Raw genomic sequence first — 19,377 nt, forward strand, 5'->3', positions numbered from 1 at the left:
TTGATCACCCGATGAATATCGAACATCGCAAACCACTGCCGGGCACCCGCCTCGACTATTTCGACGTGCGCGCCGCCGTTAATTCCATTGCGCCGGGCGCCTTTGAAACGCTGCCTTATACCTCGCGTGTGCTCGCCGAGAACCTCGTGCGACGGTGCGATCCAACGCTGTTGAAGGCCGCGCTCGGGCAGTTGATCGAGCGAAAACGCGAGCTCGATTTCCCGTGGTTCCCTGCGCGCGTTGTTTGCCACGACATCCTCGGCCAAACCGCGCTCGTCGATCTGGCGGGGCTGCGTGACGCGATCGCCGCGCAAGGCGGGGACCCCGCGCTGATCAACCCCGTGGTGCCGACGCAACTGGTGGTGGACCACTCGTTGGCCGTCGAATGCGGCGGGTTCGACAAAGATGCGTTCGCTAAAAACCGGGCTATTGAAGATCGGCGCAACGAGGATCGGTTCGACTTCATCAACTGGACGAAGCGGGCTTTTCGAAACATCGACGTCATTCCACCCGGCAATGGCATCCTGCATCAGATCAATCTCGAGCGAATGAGCCCAGTCGTTCAGATGCGCGATGGCGTGGCGTTCCCCGACACGCTCGTCGGCACCGATTCGCACACGCCAATGGTCGATGCACTCGGCGTGATAGCGATCGGCGTGGGCGGGCTGGAGGCGGAAAGCGTGATGCTCGGCCGTGCGTCATGGATGCGTCTGCCCGATATCGTCGGCGTCGAGCTCACCGGCACGCGGCAGCCGGGCATCACTGCAACGGACATCGTGCTCGCGCTGACCGAGTTTCTGCGCAACGAGAAAGTGGTCTCGTCATACCTCGAGTTTTACGGCGAAGGAGTCGCGCGCTTGACGCTGGGCGATCGTGCCACGATCTCGAACATGGCGCCAGAGTTCGGCGCCACCGCCGCGATGTTTTACATCGACGAGCAAACCATCCGATATTTGAAGCTGACCGGGCGTGATGATGAACAGGTCAAACTCGTCGAGATCTATGCGAAAGCCACTGGATTGTGGGCGGAGAGCCTCGAGCATGCGCAATACGAACGCATATTGCGATTCGACTTGTCCACGGTGACACGCAATATCGCCGGGCCTTCGAATCCACACAAGCGCGTGCCGACTTCGGAACTCGCGGCACACGGCATCAGCGGCAAGGTCGAAAACGAGCCCGGCAAGATGCCCGATGGGGCCGTCATCATCGCCGCCATCACGAGCTGCACCAATACCAACAATCCGCGCAACATGATTGCGGCGGGCCTGCTCGCCCGCAATGCCAACCGGCACGGTTTGCTGCGCAAACCCTGGGTCAAAAGCTCGCTCGCGCCTGGTTCGAAAGCCGTGACGCTCTACCTTGAAGCAGCCGGCCTGCTGCCCGAGCTCGAACGTTTGGGCTTCGGCGTGGTTGCCTATGCGTGTACGTCGTGCAACGGCATGTCCGGCGCACTCGATCCGGCGATACAACGAGAGATTGTCGAGCGAGACCTCTATGCCACTGCCGTGCTCTCGGGCAATCGCAACTTCGACGGGCGCATTCATCCGTACGCCAAACAGGCCTTCCTTGCTTCGCCGCCGCTCGTTGTTGCCTATGCGATTGCGGGCACAATCCGCTTCGACATCGAGAACGATACGCTTGGCGTCAATGCAAACGGCCAGCCGATCACGTTAAAAGACCTGTGGCCGACCGACGAGGAAATCGACGCTCTGATTGAGTCGAGCGTCAAGCCCGCGCAATTTCGTCAGGTGTACGAGCCGATGTTTGCGCGCTCGGCCGATTCGAGCGAGCCGGTCAGTGCGCTTTACGATTGGCGGCCGAGCAGCACCTATATTCGACGGCCGCCGTACTGGGAAGGTGCACTATCCGGCGAACGAACGCTTAATGGCATGCGAGCACTCGCGGTGCTCGGCGACAACATCACGACCGATCACCTATCGCCGTCGAACGCCATTCTTGCCGACAGCGCCGCAGGCGAATATCTGACGAAAATGGGCTTGCCCGAAGAGGATTTCAACTCATACGCAACGCATCGCGGCGATCATCTGACGGCGCAGCGCGCCACGTTCGCCAACCCGACCTTGAAAAACGAAATGGTGGTGGCGAACGGCGTGATGAAGGCCGGTTCGCTCGCGCGCATCGAACCTGAAGGCAAGGTCACACGCATGTGGGAAGCCATCGAAACTTACATGGCACGCAAGCAGCCGCTGATCATCATCGCAGGCGCCGACTATGGCCAGGGGTCGTCACGCGACTGGGCAGCCAAGGGGGTGCGGCTTGCCGGTGTCGAAGCAATCGTCGCGGAGGGGTTCGAGCGGATTCATCGCACGAATCTTGTCGGGATGGGGGTGCTGCCGCTCGAATTCAAGCCCGGCGTCAATCGCATCACGTTGGGCATCGACGGCACCGAGACCTACGATGTGATCGGCGAGCGCGACGCTGGCGGCGATCTCGCGCTCGTGATTCATCGACGAAATGGCGAACGTATCGAGGTACCGGTGACATGCCGGCTCGATACAGCCGAGGAAATGTCGATCTACGAGGCCGGTGGCGTATTGCAGCGCTTTGCGCAGGACTTTCTCGCATCGGCGGCGAGCGCTTCAGCTTGATAGCTTTTGAATTTGCTTAGGACACCTAATTTATGGTTCACGCACCGCAGATCAAGATCTCCGCAACTTATATGCGCGGAGGCACGAGTAAAGGCGTGTTCTTTCGCCTGCAGGACTTGCCCGAGGCCGCACGTGTGCCAGGGCCAGCACGTGACGCATTGTTGTTGCGTGTGATCGGCAGCCCTGATCCATACGGAAAACACATCGACGGCATGGGCGGCGCGACATCGAGCACGAGCAAGGTCGTCATCGTGGCCAAGAGCACGCGGCCCGGCCACGATGTCGATTATCTGTTCGGGCAAGTATCGATCAATGAACCGTTCATCGATTGGAGCGGCAATTGCGGCAATTTGTCGGCAGCGGTGGGCCCATTTGCGATCGGCAGCGGGCTCATCGATGTCGATCGTGTCGCGCACGACGGCATCACGACCGTGCGTATCTGGCAGGCCAACATCGGGAAGACGATCGTCGCGCACGTGCCGATGACGCAGGGCGCCGTGCAGGAAACGGGAGAGTTCGAACTCGACGGTGTGACGTTTCCCGCGGCCGAAATCGAGTTGGCATTCATGGACCCGGCAGCCGAAGAAGATGGCGCCGGTAGTGCGATGTTTCCGACCGGCAATGTTGTCGATGATCTGGATGTGCCGGGGCTTGCCATGTTGAAAGCAACGATGATCAACGCGGGCATTCCGACGATATTTGTCGATGCGGCGGCAATTGGCTACACCGGTGCGGAGCTGCAAGATGCGATCAACAGCGACGCGAAAGCGCTAGCCAAGTTCGAGACCATTCGGGCATATGGTGCGTTGCGCATGGGGCTGATCAAGAATGTCGACGAGATCGCCAAGCGGCAACATACGCCGAAGATTGCCTTCGTCGCAAAGCCTGCTGACTATCTAACGTCGAGCGGCAAGCGGGTTGCGGCGCATGATATCGATCTGCTTGTACGCGCGATGTCGATGGGCAAATTGCATCACGCCATGATGGGCACGGCGGCGGTCGCGATTGCGGCCGCGGCGGCGGTGCCGGGCACGCTCGTCAATCTCGCCGCGGGCGGTGGCGAGCGCGATGCGGTGCGCTTTGGTCACCCATCAGGGACGCTTCGCGTGGGTGCGCAGGCGAAGCGGCAAAACGACGAGTGGGTCGTGACGAAGGCCGTCATGAGCCGCAGCGCGCGCGTGTTGATGGAGGGATGGGTACGGGTGCCTGCGGTTTTAACTTAGCCCGCTCAAAATGCCGCGATATACACCTCCAACGCATCCACTTCCGTCATCGGCTTCGGATTGTTGATCAACAAACGCTGTTGCAACATCGCATCTTTCGCCATACGATCGAGCCCGCTGCGTTCGATGCCCACTTCGCGCAAGGTCTTTGGAATGCCCGTGGCTTCGATCATCCGTTCCAAATGTTCGATCAGCATCTGCGCCCTGGCCTCGACGCTTCCTGACACGTCCGACAAAATCGCCCCTGCAAGCTGCGCATAAAGCGGCGCCGCCACTTCTGCGTTAAATCTCATCACATGGGGCAACACAAGCGCGTTCGAAAGACCATGCGGTACGTGGTAGATACCGCCGATCGGATAGGCCAGCGCATGCACGGCCGCCACGGGCGCATTCGCAAACGCCTGACCCGCCAATGTCGCACCGAGCAGCATCGCTTCCCGAGCTCGACGGTCCTGACCGTCGCGACACGCGCGCAGCAAATTCGCATCGAGCAACTGCAGCGCCTTCATGGCCAACATATCGGACAAAGGATTTTTGAGCCGCGCCGACGTATAGGCTTCGATTGCATGCACCATCGCATCGATGCCTGTTGCCGCCGTCGCCGCAGCCGGCAGTCCCAGCGTGAGCTCGGCATCGAGAATCGCGAGGTCGGCCACTAACTGCGGCGCCACGACGCCCATCTTTTTCGATTCGCCTACCGTGACGATCGATACGGCCGTAACCTCGGAACCGGTGCCTGCTGTCGTGGGTACCTGGATGAGCGGAACACGCGACCCCACGATCTTGTTCACGCCGTACATGTCTGTCAGTGCCTGACGTTCACTTGCACGCAAGACGGCAACCAGCTTCGCCACATCCATCGACGATCCGCCACCTAACCCGACGACGATCTCACTATCGGCACCCGCAGCAATCGACGCGGCCTCAAGCACGACACCCTCGGTTGGGTCTGCAATGACGTTATCGATGATCGTTACGCCCCACCCGTTTGCTTCGAAGTCGGCCAGCGCCGGCGCCAACAACCCGCTCTTGTGCAAAAAACCGTCCGTGACGAGGGCGAGCCGCTGGTGCGACGGATAGCGTTCGCGTAGTAGCGCGCCAATGCGACGCGCCGCACCGAATTCGACGATAAGCGTCGGTACAGTTTGAAAACGGAAAGAATTATTCATGCGAACTCCTCTCATGTCTCGCTTGCGCCGTCCACGGGCGGACCGGTCTGCATGGGCTACCTGCGAATAATGTCGAATTACCGCCTGTCAAGCAATGGCCTTGCGCAAGCAATAGCCCTAACCGTTTCTAAGCCGGAATAAAACGGCATCGCGGCGTGTTTGCGTTGCGTAGACGAAAACGGAGCACCCGATATGACTCGCCCGTCAGCCTTCTTCATGTGTTGCGTGGCGAACGCATGTGCAGCGCTGCTATTGCTCACGACGTGGTCAACCAAGGCAGCGGAGCAGCTTGAGACACCGCGGCTGTATCGATTGGAACCGCAACATTCGAACATCGCTTTCGCGCTCGAACTTGCCGGACGTTCGCGCTTGACCCTGCACTTTCGCCGCGTGGACGCCCTGCTCGAGCAGCCAGCGGGGGGCGTCAGCGCACTGCGCTTGGCCGCGAACATCGATGCGCAAAGCCTCGATACAACGGCACTGTTTGCTGCTCGCGTCGCGAAGAGCCCACGATTTCTCAATGCGGATCGTTACCCTGTCATCCGCTTCATCAGCACACGCTTCGTTCGTACTGGCGCCGATTCAGCGATTTTGAGCGGCAATTTAACGATACGCACCACCACGCGGCCCATCACACTGGTCGTTTTATTCGAACCCAATGCTCACGACATGCTCGCGCACGGCGATGCCCTTTCGTTCTCGGCCGACGGACATTTCAGCCGATCCGTATTCGGCTTGACATCTTGGCCCGCGACCGTGGGCGACGATGTTCATTTGGTCGTGCACGCGCGCTTCGTTCCGCTGACCCGCAGCCGCTGACCCGCAGCCGTTGATTCGTCGCCGCCGATGCGGGCACGTGCGATGCGGTTCATCGAGGCACCCTGCATCATTAGGAGGCTTTAGCGATGAACTGGATTGGAAAATGGCGGAATCAGTATGGGTCGATCGTAGAGATCATCGACGACGCCAATGGAAAGCTGGCAGGCATGTTTCGAACCGCGTTACCTGATAGTGCCTTTTACGGGCAGGACGTTCGAATTTCGGGCATCCATCAAGGAAACTGCGTGTGCTTTGCGGCAGCTGGACAAGGGCCGGCGGGCGACGTCATCGTTTCGTATACCGGCATGATCCGCGAAGGGCGTATGGAAACACTGTGGTTTGTCGTAGCCGACGCGGCGCTGACAGCGTCGGCTGCCGGAGAACCGGCTGCGGTGAAAAAGCTCAATTGGTGGCGCTCGATGACGACTAGCGCCGATACCTTCAAACGCGTTTCCTGACATCGTTTCATTCGCGTAACCGCATCGTTGTTCGTTCGACCGGCTTGCCGCATGCCCTGCTTGAAATACGATCTGAGCCATTCTCAAGGAGGCTCTATGTCGATTTCAGCATCCGGCGGCCCCGGTGCCGCGCGTCCGGGCGACGGTGCGTTACCACCGCACGAGTATTCTGCGCGCGCGCCTAAGGAATCTGAACCCACCGCCACTCCGCAGACGGACAACCCGACGCTGGATATGCTCCGATTGCGGAACACTGTCACCGTTGATGGCGAACCGTGGGATGTCGCGGCGCGATGCACGCAATGGACCGTTCTCACTCAGCCGGACCAAACCATCGGAAGCGATCCCAAGCGCGTCGCGCGCTTTCGCGTCGTCAATCTCGATGAGACCGGCCGCCGCAGGTTCTACGAAGTCCAATCAGGGAAATTTGGCGAACCCATCGTTGTCCCCGAACCGGAAAAAGCGCTCCCGGTACCCGCAAACGTCAAGTATGTGCACGGCCGCACCGGCGATGCCGTGACGCTTCCCGAGAAAATCGCAGGGATCATCCTGAGAAACGAGAAAGGTTTCACGGTCGGACGCTTCAGTCTCACGAACGCCGAGCGACAGGGAACCCAACTGTCGCTGGACAATAGCGGCCGCCTGGAGGTCGACGGCAAAACGTTCTTTTTGCAGTCCATTCTGATGCCGGATGCTAATCGCGTTCGCAACTACGACGCCTATTTCGGTCCGACGAGGCCCGAGTCAGGCAACGTACGCGTTTGGGAAAAAGGATATCTGCCGATTTGAATCGGTTGTCCCTTGTCTCTCAACGAATGCGGACGCATTGCCGCAACCGCTACGGAAACGACAACAACAGGAATAGCTATGGGCGTTACGCCACCGTCTCGGAATTCGGATAACCAGGGGCCCATCGATCCGCATCATCTTCCCAACGATCATCCGTTGCCGAGCGAACCTTCGAGTAGCGGTACAAACCAACCGCGTTTTCCCGGTCTGCCGCTGAGAAGGCATCGTGACACCGCAGGCGCATCGAGCTCGCGTGGCAGCAGCATAAGAAAGCCCGACCCGAAGGCACTGGAGCGTGCGCGAACATCGGACGCACTCCCCCAAACGGAAATCGAACGGCTCTCAAGCGCTCACGCTGCGCGGGCTATTTCGCCTACCCCGTTGGACGCGGCCCGCGAACTCAGCCAAAGCCTCGATCAGCTGAACCAATGCGTTAGGTTTCTGCAGCAGGAACTCCCCCCCGATATCGCCGCGAAGCTCAACCTGACGACATTTGCCAGCGCAGACGAATTCGCCGCGAATGCGGATGAGTTGCTGAACGTTATCAGGTCATTCGTCGTGCTTGGGCCGGCGGCCAACGACCCCACCACTACGAATATCAATGCCCACGCACTTGCCGATATTGACGAGTCCGAACGACATCGCCTGATGATGCGGATGATTAGGTCTCCTAAATTTCAGGCGATCGCGCTTACCTTCATAGCGACCTTTTTGAAAACCGCGGCGTGGTATGGGCAAACGTTGCCCGTCTTTACCGACGACAACGTACTGGCATTTTTCGGCGCTGCAGGGCTCACCGGTTCAGCGGCAAGGACAGCCGTGGCGACGATGTTGAAGGCGCTCAGCAGTTGGACCGTTCCCGCGCTGCTCGAATACATTGCCGTTACCAGCGCGAATAACATTGCCGATAAATCAGGCGACCTTTCGAAGGTTCGGGCGATCGGCCAAACAATGGATTTGGCTTGGTTCACGGTGTTTCTCGAATTCCTCAAGCACGAGCCGCTCGAAGCGCAGAATTTTGCGGGACTCGCGGTGGTAGTGGGCGGCGCCATCGTCGCAAACAAGCCCGACTCCAAATTGCCGCGGATCGATCAAATACTGCACGAACTCGAACCACGCGACTCGAAGCTATCCCGCATGCTCGCCGCTGTACGCAACGTCACGCCCGGCTTAAAGAACGCTGATCCGCGTACCTCGCACATCGCGTTGCGAGAGCGCGAAAAGGACGCGCGTGCGCTCGTCGAGCATCTGAATGGCGAGGTCTGCACGCAGTTGCAATCGTTGCGCGACGGGATACAGGGCATTTTGTCGGCGCCCGAGGCACTTCCGCCGGACGTCGATGTCGCCGAATTAAAGCGGCAGTTAAGGCGCTGCGACAAATTGCTGAAAGCCATCCCGAAGATGTCCGAGCAACTCGGCGAGGTTGCCAGCGACGCCGAGAACGCGTCCGCAGCCAAGTCGGAGAAGATGAAAAAGCGCTTCAATACGATCTTGTGGAGCACCGAGGCATTGATGGCCGCCGCCACCGCTATTGCGCTGAAGGTCGATCCCGCCGTTAGTCTTGTGCCGGTGATGATCGCCGCAACCGGGCTGAAAAATATCGCTTGGTACAAACACACGACGAAAACGGCTGACGAAATGCGGCCGAAGTGGCTGTCGTTCAAACAACCCAAATTGCAAAAGATCGTCGACGCCACCTCCCGCGTGGTGTTCAGCTGGAAGTGGGCATTCTTCGAATATGTTTATTTGGCGATTGCCGACCGCGTCGCGCAAGACAATCACATCAACTTGATGACGGTGCGCGGCCCCATCGAGTTCGTCGACCTCGCATGGATGGCCACCTTCATGTACATGGTCAAGGATCAGAAGCTCAAGTGGCCGCAGGTGACTGGGCTCGCGATGGCGGGAGCGGGAATATTGATCGCCAACCTTTAGCCGTAGTGACTCAAACGCCGGATGCAGTCGGATTCGACATTAATTAATAGCCCGCCCGGGAGATCGGTTCGCACATCAACACATAAATTCGCCCAGCGCACCAAGCCCCTTCGACGCACGCGCTATTTTGCAATCGCACATTCGGCGCCAATGCAACCCGGCGTCTGCTTCTACGGTATTTCTTTCCGATTATGTGCGGTGCGCAATACCGCCCATCCAGTAAGGAGAGCACGTGTTGAAGACGATGGACTTTCGTCGCGCGACTAGCGCGGATGAACCTTCGATTCGCGCACTGGTCGAGGCGGCCTACGCTCCGTGGATTCCGATCGTGGGCACGGCGCCCGAACCGCTTGGCCGAGACTATGGATGGGTGTTGCGCAACCATGCTGTATGGGTTTATAGCCCGGACGACGCAACAATCGATGCGATGCTGGAGCTGGTCGCCACACCCGATTACTTGCATATCGCCAATCTCGCCGTGTCGCCCGCGCGGCAAGCGAAAGGCCTCGGAAGCGCATTGCTGCAATTTGCTCAAGAGCAGGCGCGGCAGTTGCGCCTCCCTGCTTTGCGGCTATGCCTGAATCAGGAAATGGTTGCGAATCGACGCTTTTACGAACGACGCGGCTATGCATTGACGCATACCGAATGGATCGACGGGCTCGAGATCGCATTTATGAAAAAGGGTCTTCGCCACCCTGATATTGGCGAAAAACGGCCGAATTTTGCGCACGCGACGTCATCGGTTCGCCATCCGGAGCGTCTCGCGCAAGACTCGGTGTAGAGTTCGACACATCATAGCCAGCAGGCCAAGCAATCATGACCACCCGCATCGCGCCACGTATCGACGGAACGCCGAGCCAAACCGCCTCGGACCCCGCTCAAGACGGCGCCCGGCCACCGGCCGGGGCTGCTGTACCGCAGCGGCGTGACCCACGCCTCGCCGGCATTCAGGACCACGGCTCCCAGACCGGCGCCGTTTCGCGCTTCGGTTACGCCAACAAAGCGGGCGAATCGCGCAGCGCATCTCGACCCGCTTCGGCAGGGCCGGATCAGGATGGGCTGCAAGCGCTGTTCGACGACGTCCGAGAAGCGGTGAAGCAGGCGGCTTCGATGCCGAACCCGGCTTCCGCGCTCGATGTTGCCACCAGGCGCGTCATTGCATGGCCATCCACGAACGGTCAACTCGAAGCACTGCGCCAGGGGCGCATTGCTTTCGAAGATTTGCCCAAGGATCTCAGAACGCCTGAATTGGAAGCCGCCATCGGCAAGGCCCATGACGAGGTGATTAATCCTCGGATGAAGCGCCTGGCGGAGAGTATCGACTCGCTGGACGTGTTAAAGGATCTGCTCACATCCTTCGACCCCAGCAATCCCAATCTGAAAACCGACCATTTGAGCGAGCTCGCGCGCGCTCATTTTCTGGCCGCGGCGGTGGGCCAGATCTCGACCTTCCCACCTGAGGATTGGCGTGAAGCGCATGCCGAGATATCCAAGGCAATCGACACATTGTCCGGGCCCATGGCCGAATATCCGGGCTTTATGCTCGATCATGCGGTGGCGCACGATCTCTTGGCGCCAGATGTCAAGGCCGCGTACGACCGAAGCGCCCAATTGGAACAGGCCGCATCTTCCGTGCGCGACTTGTCTGGTTTGCGCGCGCGTCTGAGTGAACCCGGTATTCAAGGGCCAAGCGTCCCCGACGATACGCTGGGCTTCATTTCTCAGGACATCGACGGCAACTTGGGATTGTCGATGCTGCCCCGCCCCGAGCCGCTTGCCGTGCTGGCCAGTCGAATCAGCGTGTTCGCACCGGATGAGGCCAACGCGGCGTTTTGCGAAGTATTCGATGCAACCGATGCCGTTCAACCTGCGTGCCGACGTTTACCCGCGCTTGCGGCGCTGGCCACCGCTACCGGCCACCTCGGCGAGCGTGATAGGGCCGTGGCTTACGAACGCTTGCTGAGCACCGCGCATTCGTTAAGAACGCAAAATGCGATCACTTCCGAGCAACTCGCGCAGTTGCTCTCCGAAGTGCAAGACACGATGGCGCAACACGCCGGCCCGGCGGAACAATCAGTGGCAGCGCAATTCAAACGTTCTGCCAGCATCGTGCCGCCTGGCTATAGAGCGGCCTACGATTTGGCTTACGATTTGACAGCTTGAACAAGCAGCCGCTCGTCCATCCGGCGAGCGGCCGCGGATGCGATGAAACCCGCAACAACCGCACAACGAAACCCGCCCACCCGCTTAATAAGCACAACTAAGTAATTAAAAAACACCAAACGCTTTCAAATATTTCAATTCGAAATCCAATGCAGGATTTTCGTTCAGCGGCATCGCACTTCGCGCGAGAAAGAAATCACCGCACCTTGCGGCTTTAGAGTAACTCAATCGATTTTAATTGGCGGCTGGTTTTATCCGACGGAGATTTATCTGGGATATCTGGCTCGATTTCCCATCTCCTCGAATATCCGCAACAGCCAGTTTTACGGCAAACGAGAAATTCGGCGCTCCAACATTCAATAACTACGAAATATAAGAGCGTCGACCTTTTCATCGCCCGCTAAATTAGTAAGACGAGCGTGGCAAGGAGGAGAGTTTGAAAACCAGTAAAAGCATCCAACACAGCCTGCTGATGTTGGACGGTCGCCAGAATTGCCTGCCGGAATTCGTGCAACGATCTTCAACGGCGGGCCGCTCAGCCATCGTCGATGCGCTGAGCGCGGCGAACGGACCGGAGCAGCGCCGGTTGGTTATTTCGGCAACAATCGGAACCATCGGTTTCGACTGGGTCTGCTATTGGCGTCTCGCACGCACAGGCGACCTGATGACGCGCGCGCTATATGTGCGTGAGTACTCCGCACCGGAATGGCCGGAGCATTACATCAACGAACGCTACATCGAAGTCGATCCCCGCGTGGCGTTCGCGTGCCAGTGCGAATGGCCGCTGATCTGGGACCTCAATTCGCTCGCGCAAGCGCCGCATGCCGAAAAGCCGGGAGGAGATCAGTCCCGGCTGCACAGCTTGTTGACCGACGCCGACCGCGCCGCTTTGCGAAGCGGCGTCACATTCGGATTGGCCAACCCGCGCAGCCCGTTCCAAAGCGTAATCTGCTTTAGCGCGGCGAATGAATCACGCGAATGGATCAGCGACAGGGTTGTCGGCCAGGCCTATGCTGTGGGTCTAGCCTTGCACGAATATTTGCTGGCCCACGCGCCCTCTCTTGACGAAGCGCCGCCTACGAAGCCTATTACGCAGACGCAGCGCAAGATTCTCGCCGCATTGACGCAGGGCCTGAGCGACAAGGAAATCGCCGACGTACTCGGCACCTCCGCTTACAACGTCGATTATCATCTTCGCCAGCTCAAGCGCCGCTACGGCGCACAAAACCGCGTGCACCTCGCCTATCTTGCGGGTTGCCGCGACGATTGGCGCCAGGACTGCGGTTTGCAGCGCAACATCGCGCGTGCAACTTCAAGCGTCGCCTCGAACGCGCCGCATAGCTCGACGGTAGCCTGAGCGGCTGCATCGCCTCGCATCACATTCCACCGCATCGCAAGAGATCGAACGCCCGACATGGGCGCTCGGCTCTTGCGCGCCCCCCTTCAGCAGCGCAAAAGTATCGAATGAGTCTCATTTAATGTTCAAACGAACATTTGCGCGCATGTTCCCCTTCGTTTTTTAAGTCACTACATCGCATCGGTGTAAGTGACTACATTTGGCCACTTTTATAGTCAGTCATCTGGTCAACGCTCGGCCGGGCAGCGTACACGGCTATCCGGAAGACCTTCAGCCGGCATGACTGAACAGGTTATGGGAGAGGCGAAGTGAGTTGGAAAACGATCCGGCATGGTTTGCTGCCTAGCGGCAGCGGGGCAACTCCGAGCAACGAGGCCCCGCAGAACAACATCGCGCAGCCGAATGAGCCGCTGCCGATGCAACGTCGCCCGGGCACGGTGCTCGGTAGTCTGTTGACGCGCAACAAGGGCAACGGCGACGTCGCCGAGCCCAGCGTTGGGACGGTGCTTCGCGAAAAGGTGCGCCGCATTGCTCGGCCCTACGGGGTGACTGTTTCAACCCCGCTCGGCTCGACGCAGAAAATTAAGCCTGCTCCAGCAGAGCCCGAATTGAAACTGACTCGGGGTCATTTGCGCACGCCGAATGCGCCAGGCGGCCAGAAACTTGTCGATAAGCAGCGCAGGGAGAATGCTCAGGCGCTGTTTGGCAATGTTGGCGACGTTGCAGCATCCACGCCTGACATGCTCAGCGATCCGTTCGAGGCAACGGCGTACATCGAGCAATTGTTCAACGGCAATACCACGGCGGCAACTCTCGACGCCTTCGATTTCGCACACGAGATTCGAGCAGCGTTTGCGAACGAAGGGCAAACAGAAATGCCTTATCTGAGGCCGGTCCTGGTGGCGAACGCACTCGCTGAAGTATCGAATGGCGATGTGCCGCGCGCGCGAGACATGTTCCGCGCGCTCCAAGGGCGGATTGCAGTCGCCGACGATGCGCTGGAGCATGACCGGTTCGCACTGCAGTGCCAGCTGGCGCTCGACCCGACCAGTTTCGATGCACTGCTCGAAATCGCGCCTAACACGATGACGGGCTGTACCGTATACAGCAGCAAAACCGAGGAGAAGGTGCATCGGGATGCGCATATCTATACGCTGCGTGCAGCGCATGAATTGTTGCAAGCCTGGCCTGCGGAATTTCCGCCGCCTCGAAATCTCGATGAACTGGTCGCGACGGCACGGCGCGCGCTGCCGCCCGAAGGGGGAAACGGGTTCTCTTGGTTTGAGCGTCCGTTGGACGAGCCCTTGCGCGACGCGCTGATGGAGCATCCAATCGCCGTTCGCGCGTTGCTTTGCGGCCGGGAATTGATGGCGGACCCTACAGCTGAGCCGCCCTCTGCGATGCGCAGCGGATATTTCGCATTCCGAAATAATATTGACGAAGCGGATTTGCCGATCATCCAATCGAGAACATTTCGAATTGTGACGGCCGCGCAGAAGAATGTGCGCGATAACGCCGAGACGCAATCGCGGATGAAGACCTTCGTGAAAGAATTCAAGGACGCGATGGCTCGACAGCGCAACGCCGAAGACTCTCCATTCGCTGCATTCGCACTGGGCACCGGCGGCGTATTCCTTGACCACCCCGAGAAGGATTTCGGCCAGGCGCACGCAATCGATGTTGTCATCAAGGAACTCAACAATTCTGTACTGGCCGAGCCGGCGCGTAAGCCGGGCGAAAGGCCGGACCCAGCCGTTGTGGAGGCTGCGATCGGCGCGGCGGTGTGCAGGCACTGGAAAGAGAGAATCATCCACACCGGCCGTTGGCGTGACGACTTGCCCATTGGACGAAAGGCCCGCAGGCAAATCCTCCGCGATGTCGCAGAGTCGCTGAACCTCGATCGTAAATACATTCTTGCCAACCGCAGGCTGTGTCGGGTTCCCAAGGTGATGAGCGCGGTACGCCTCCGTGATCTGGCCGAGAAATTCGGCGCAGATATGGATGCGGTTATCGTCCATGGCCATCGTTCCCATGCAACCGATGGCCCCGCACCCACCACGTTGGACCAATGTCTGACGCGCATGGTGCGGATGCACGAACGCAACTATCTGCCGCCCGAAGAACCGCAAGGCAATTTCGACGTGCTGGACGAGTTTGTCGAACACATCCCGCCGACCTGGGAATATAGCGCAGGCGCGGAGCGCGTGAACGGAGGCGGTACGCCGTTCACGGCGAACTCTGGTTCGAACTTCGGCACGCCCGCCTTGCCTATCGGTGCGGCGGCATGGCCCGACGTTACCGTTGCAAACGGCAATGGACTTGCCATCGGCATCGGCTCGACGGCGCACGCGGGTCATCTGAAGCTCGTCATGAAGGAGCGTCGGGTCCGTAGCGGCGGAGTGGGCGTGTATGCCGGCGTGACGGCCGGCGTGGCGGTCGCCAGCGTGCACGGCGGCGTTTCGGCTGGCTCCGAGAAAGTGAACGAGCGCGGTGTCATATTCCGTGCGCGTCTCGCCAGCCACGACGATCCGGTCAATACCACGGCCTGGCGCAAAACGCTCAAGAATCTGATCCACGTCATGTCGACGTGCGGGCCGGACGGAGGGTTGCCGCGCACCCGGGAAGAACTGTGGAATGCAATTGCCGACGCACATTATAAAGACCCGTGCTTGTCGGTGAACTGGATCGAACGCGATGGATCGACCAAAGTCCGCTCCGCAAATGTTTCGGGAGGGCTGCGGGCGACGACCCTTACAGGCTACAAAGGGGGCACGTTCCTCACGGCCGTCGGCAACCGGTTTCGCAGCACCGAAAAACGCCGCGATACCAAGGGGAGCCTGACCGTGGCCACTGACGGCCGCGAAAAAGGTCGGAGCGTTACAGGAGCGGCGTCGCTTGTCGTGGCAGCCCCTTCGATCGACGCGAAGGTTGGGCCAGTTGCATCGACTTCGGTACCGAGCTTGCCACCGCTCGGTGTGAGCGCCACCGCGTTCAAAAAATCGACGATGGCCGTGCTGCGCACCTACTACGAAGATGGGCTGATCGTCGCCGACAAGACCTTTCTCGATGTGCAATTTCCCCGTCCGAAAGATTTTCTCGCTTATGTCGATAACAATAACGACGGCTGGCGCGACGCGTTCGGAGGCAACCAGCGAGAACTCAACACGTTTCTGACCAGGGTCAAGCTCACGCACAGGAGCGGCAATCAGGTCTACGGCGAGCGCTTGAACCTGTCGCCTGATGCGGCGGAGAAAATCAACAAAAAGCTCAGTTTCGTGCGCTCCTTCGAGAACAGCCGGCGCCCGTTGACCGACGCCGATCGCCAAGCCATCGACAACGCAAAAGCCGAAGTGGCGGCCATGCTCGAGGACCCGAATAGCTTCGAGCGCTTGCTGCTGTATGGATTTGAGGAGAATGGAATTCAAAGAACCCGCGGGTTCAATTTCCTGGTGAGAAGAACCAAAACCAACATAATGACGGGCGAACGTGAACTGACATTCAAACGTGCGCACAATCCCCCGAAAGCGATCGTCTGATCTTGCGAACGCCCGCTCTCCCCAAACGCCAGGGGGGAGCGGGACTGCCACTACTGCGCGCTTCATGCCGCCATCCCCTTTCTGATGCATGCTCCGCACCATTTAATAACAGGAATGGGAAAATATGGTGCATTGCCGCGAACAAATGTATGTGATCGCGAATTCAGCCGATTAATTCACTGATGAATGACGCGTTTATTATCAGAATAATGAGATTTTATTAAGTCTATCCAACATTGCGCATTTAAAATTTTTATCGTTTTATTCGATACGCATATATATCGCGCTGGATAATGAGCATTTTTGCGCTGCAATGCGCACGTGTTCGCATCTGGCCGCGCATTGCATCTCGTCCCCGCAGTAAAGTTGCGCGCAAATACGGTGTCGCGTGAAAGCGCTTGAATGGATCGGATTGCGCAGGTAAGCAGCGCGGCGACACGCCGACCTCGCTTACAGCAAATGGTCGATCTCCGGCCTCGATCCGCGCATTGTTCACTGCCACTGGAGTGCCGAGCCCCGCCGAGCGCGGATCGATCGGCGCGCAGATTCCCGGCTATCGGAAACGCACGGTTGCGAGTTCACCCGCTCGCACCGGCTCCCCTCGTGCGCACCTCGCGCCGCTGATCGCGGGCGAGCCCGCCACGCCACGCCGATGGCATGTACATCCCAAGGCAGCCCTATCGTTGGTCAAGTGCCGAGTACGGCGCGCCCGCGCCTGACTGACTTGACTGGTTCGTCTATTTTTGTTGTCGTTCAGCGTATGCGTAATGAATGTAATTTGTTAGACTCGTTCCTGTTCCGGCACCGATTCCGGCTCGCGGCCTCTTCGTCGGCAATCGCGCGATCATTGCCCAAAGACCTTCCGATGGCAGCAAAAGTTGTCATGCGTTGTGCGCTTGTCGCGCGACGCCGCCGGCTGTCATTCATGCAAAAGACGCAGTTGACGGAATTAATTGCATGACAACTGGACGTAATCGCCTTCGATTCAGCAATGTTTTCCGATCTGTACCAATGGCTTCTCCGAATTCGATAATTGGTACGGTCATTCCCCGCTTGCGCCCCCGTTAGACGAAGTTCAAGCTCGCAAACGGCGACGCAACAGCGCCCGGCGAATGGCAAGCATTGTGCAATGCACATACACGATACAAAGGATGCCGCGTGGAGTCAGTCAGTAGGTCAAGCCACACTCACCCACATGTTGCGCAGGTCATCCGCTTTCGAGAAACGGACATGCAGCGATACATCTCCAAGGAGGAACTTGGAGCAGACACGCACATCGCTTCCGAGCTCGGGGCGGCCGTCACGCACGATGAAAAGTCGCGCCTGTTGCGCAGCATGATTCGAGCGATCGGATTCGATTCGCTGCGCTACTTCGCCGCGCGCTTGACGCCGTCCGGCGAAGCCGAGCGCATCTATCTGATGGAGAGCTACCTTGCTCCGCCGCACTCGCGTTTCTTCGACGATGGGCATTACCTGAACGACGAACGCTTCAAGGCGCTGATATCGAGCCCGTTGCCGTGCGCGTGGGATATCCCGCAACTGGTCAGGCTCTGGCGCGCGGGGTCGGGGCCCAGTTCTTACCGCGACTGGCTGACGCTGTTGCACACCGACGGAAAGATCAGCGGTCTGGCATTCTCGATGCGCATCCCAGGCAGTTCGCTTTGTGCTGTCGTCAGCATGTCTGCTTACAACGCCGATTCCGGCTGGATCACAGACAGCGTCATGGTTCAGGTGCTGACGCTCGGCTTGTCGATTCAGCAACGCTGCTCGGCTTATGTGCGGGCCATCGATCAAGATATTTCAGGTGGGGCGCTGTCCGAAATGCAGCGGCGGGTGCTCACATTGGTTTCCGACGGGTTATCCGATAAGGAAATCGCGACACGTCTGGACATGACGCTCTATAACGTCGATTATCAGCTTCGCCGCCTGCGCGAAATTTTCGGCGTCACCAATCGAGCCCGGCTGGCATTCATGGCTGGCCGCCTGGGAGTGATGTGATGAACACCACCACGATCCGACAAAAACCTGCAACCGGCGCAGCCGCCAATGTGGTCCTCTTCGGTGATGACGATGTTGCCGCCCATACCGCCGAGCGGCCGTCCTCGCTTTTCATTCCGCGCAATGCGCCGCTCGGACAAATCGCACAACAGCTCAACGATACGAAGGAAGGCTCCGAACGGCGCGCACTGATGCGCAATATCCTGCGCCGCGCCGGGTTCGATTGGCTGTGCTACTGCCGGATCTTGCGCATCGGCCAGCGCGTGGTCGAGCTCGCCTGGTTCGATACCTATTCGCCCCCTGGCTGGGCCGCTCGTTATTGCAGTGAAAGCCTCTTTGCCGTGGACCCACGCGTCGATGTGGCCTGCCGCGTCGAATGGCCATTTCTGTGGGACGTGGACAGCCTCGCCTCATTAGCGCCCGCGCCATCGCGCACAGCGCGAATCCAACCACTCACCGACGCGGCCAACGCGGCTGGTATGCGCAGTGGCGTGTGTATCGGCATTGGCACGACGAATCCGCTCGAGCGCTGCTTTGCAATTTTGTCGAGCAGCCAGGCGGGGCGTTCGTGGATTGCCGATACGACCGCAGGCACTGCCTATGCAATCGCGATCGGCCTGCACGCTTGGGTCGATCCGTACGCCAGCCAGTTGCTTTCGCGTATCAGCGTCGATGGGCTTAGCGTTGTGCAGCGCTCGATTCTGCAATGTGTGACCGAGGGCATGAGCGATCGCGAAATCGCGGCGAGCGTCGGTATGCAACCGCATCGCGTTGCCCAGCATGTGCGTCAGTTACTGAGTTTTTTCCGCGCGCACAACCGCGTGCAGTTGGCCTATATCGCGGGGACCGTGTCCGAATACGAGAGCGCACGATAAAAGCGGGTGAGGACCATGAAGGTCATCACCCGCTTCGGGAACGAACTGCGCTTGATACGTGAGTCAGGATGAGGCGTGTTGATTCTCTGTGCGGCCAAGCAACTGCTGCATAGCCTGACGCACAAAAGGATCAGGGTCCTCCACTTTTTCCTCGGCATAGCGATTCCATGTCGGATCGCCCAGTGCATAAAGACAAAGTGCCTTCAGTTCGTGATAACGCCCTTCGGGGAAGCTATTCAGACGATGCAGGGCATCCAGCGTCTGGCCGCGGCGAATCGCGATCACCGTTGGAAAGACCAACGCATCCTGTGCTGCAGGGTTGACTTCACAGAGTTGAGCGTACAGCCCGTCTGCTTCGTCGAGACGGTCGCTCTCGATCGCCTCGACAAGCTTTCGCACGAGCGGGCCGCTTTCCGGTGGATTCGACGAATTCGCGGACATGT

Annotated in this window: 14 protein-coding genes; 12 read left to right on the forward strand and 2 right to left on the reverse strand. The window is 59.1% G+C overall.

The genetic code is table 11. The features are described 5' to 3' along the window. Positions 1 to 11 precede the first annotated feature (11 nt). Positions 12 to 2,612 (forward strand): Fe/S-dependent 2-methylisocitrate dehydratase AcnD, encoded by a 2,601-nt coding sequence (gene acnD / locus ACSQ20_RS20405; protein ID WP_436023647.1) that lies wholly within the window; start codon positions 12 to 14, stop codon positions 2,610 to 2,612. 32 nt (positions 2,613 to 2,644) lie between these two features. Beyond that, complete coding sequence (gene prpF / locus ACSQ20_RS20410) at positions 2,645 to 3,835, forward strand: 2-methylaconitate cis-trans isomerase PrpF (RefSeq protein ID WP_436023649.1); 1,191 nt, start codon at positions 2,645 to 2,647, stop codon at positions 3,833 to 3,835. Positions 3,836 to 3,840: 5 nt separating this feature from the next. On the opposite strand, the gene ACSQ20_RS20415 is transcribed toward prpF, so the two are convergent. Further along, positions 3,841 to 5,004, reverse strand: coding sequence for an iron-containing alcohol dehydrogenase (locus ACSQ20_RS20415; RefSeq protein ID WP_436023651.1), 1,164 nt, complete (start codon positions 5,002 to 5,004; stop codon positions 3,841 to 3,843). Between the two features lie 192 nt (positions 5,005 to 5,196). Between ACSQ20_RS20415 and ACSQ20_RS20420 the strand changes: the two genes are divergently transcribed. The 10 genes from ACSQ20_RS20420 to ACSQ20_RS20465 all read left to right on the forward strand — a co-directional run bounded on the left by ACSQ20_RS20420 (position 5,197) and on the right by ACSQ20_RS20465 (position 18,934). Continuing rightward, positions 5,197 to 5,823: a YceI family protein gene (locus ACSQ20_RS20420; protein WP_436023653.1), complete on the forward strand. Its 627-nt coding sequence runs from the start codon at positions 5,197 to 5,199 to the stop codon at positions 5,821 to 5,823. Between the two features lie 86 nt (positions 5,824 to 5,909). Then, positions 5,910 to 6,281 carry an avidin/streptavidin family protein gene (locus tag ACSQ20_RS20425; protein WP_436023655.1) on the forward strand — a complete coding sequence of 124 codons (372 nt, stop codon included), beginning with the start codon at positions 5,910 to 5,912 and terminating at the stop codon, positions 6,279 to 6,281. 96 nt (positions 6,282 to 6,377) lie between these two features. Continuing rightward, positions 6,378 to 7,070, forward strand: a complete 693-nt coding sequence (locus ACSQ20_RS20430) for a hypothetical protein (protein WP_436023657.1) — start codon at positions 6,378 to 6,380, stop codon at positions 7,068 to 7,070. Between the two features lie 381 nt (positions 7,071 to 7,451). After that, on the forward strand, positions 7,452 to 9,005 hold the full coding sequence (locus tag ACSQ20_RS20435; protein WP_436023659.1) for a DMT family protein: 1,554 nt from the start codon (positions 7,452 to 7,454) through the stop codon (positions 9,003 to 9,005). Positions 9,006 to 9,237: 232 nt separating this feature from the next. Beyond that, positions 9,238 to 9,786 carry a GNAT family N-acetyltransferase gene (locus ACSQ20_RS20440; RefSeq protein ID WP_436023661.1) on the forward strand — a complete coding sequence of 183 codons (549 nt, stop codon included), beginning with the start codon at positions 9,238 to 9,240 and terminating at the stop codon, positions 9,784 to 9,786. A 467-nt stretch (positions 9,787 to 10,253) separates the two neighbouring features. Then, positions 10,254 to 11,168 carry a hypothetical protein gene (locus tag ACSQ20_RS20445; RefSeq protein ID WP_436023663.1) on the forward strand — a complete coding sequence of 305 codons (915 nt, stop codon included), beginning with the start codon at positions 10,254 to 10,256 and terminating at the stop codon, positions 11,166 to 11,168. Positions 11,169 to 11,604: 436 nt separating this feature from the next. After that, on the forward strand, positions 11,605 to 12,525 hold the full coding sequence (locus ACSQ20_RS20450; protein ID WP_436023665.1) for an autoinducer binding domain-containing protein: 921 nt from the start codon (positions 11,605 to 11,607) through the stop codon (positions 12,523 to 12,525). A gap of 308 nt (positions 12,526 to 12,833) precedes the next feature. Then, complete coding sequence (locus ACSQ20_RS20455; RefSeq protein ID WP_436023667.1) at positions 12,834 to 16,061, forward strand: hypothetical protein; 3,228 nt, start codon at positions 12,834 to 12,836, stop codon at positions 16,059 to 16,061. 1,230 nt (positions 16,062 to 17,291) lie between these two features. Then, positions 17,292 to 18,059, forward strand: coding sequence for a helix-turn-helix transcriptional regulator (locus tag ACSQ20_RS20460; protein WP_436023669.1), 768 nt, complete (start codon positions 17,292 to 17,294; stop codon positions 18,057 to 18,059). Continuing rightward, the gene (locus tag ACSQ20_RS20465) at positions 18,059 to 18,934 is read left to right on the forward strand and encodes an autoinducer binding domain-containing protein (protein WP_436023671.1); all 876 of its coding nucleotides are present in this window, start codon (positions 18,059 to 18,061) and stop codon (positions 18,932 to 18,934) included. The genes ACSQ20_RS20460 and ACSQ20_RS20465 overlap by 1 nt, the downstream gene beginning before the upstream one ends. Before the next feature lie 63 nt (positions 18,935 to 18,997). On the opposite strand, the gene ACSQ20_RS20470 is transcribed toward ACSQ20_RS20465, so the two are convergent. Then, the gene (locus ACSQ20_RS20470; RefSeq protein WP_436023673.1) at positions 18,998 to 19,375 is read right to left on the reverse strand and encodes an HrpB1 family type III secretion system apparatus protein; all 378 of its coding nucleotides are present in this window, start codon (positions 19,373 to 19,375) and stop codon (positions 18,998 to 19,000) included. Between the last annotated feature and the right edge of the window lie 2 nt (positions 19,376 to 19,377).

Source organism: Trinickia sp. LjRoot230 (assembly GCF_964253315.1).
Classification (GTDB): Bacteria; Pseudomonadota; Gammaproteobacteria; order Burkholderiales; family Burkholderiaceae; genus Trinickia.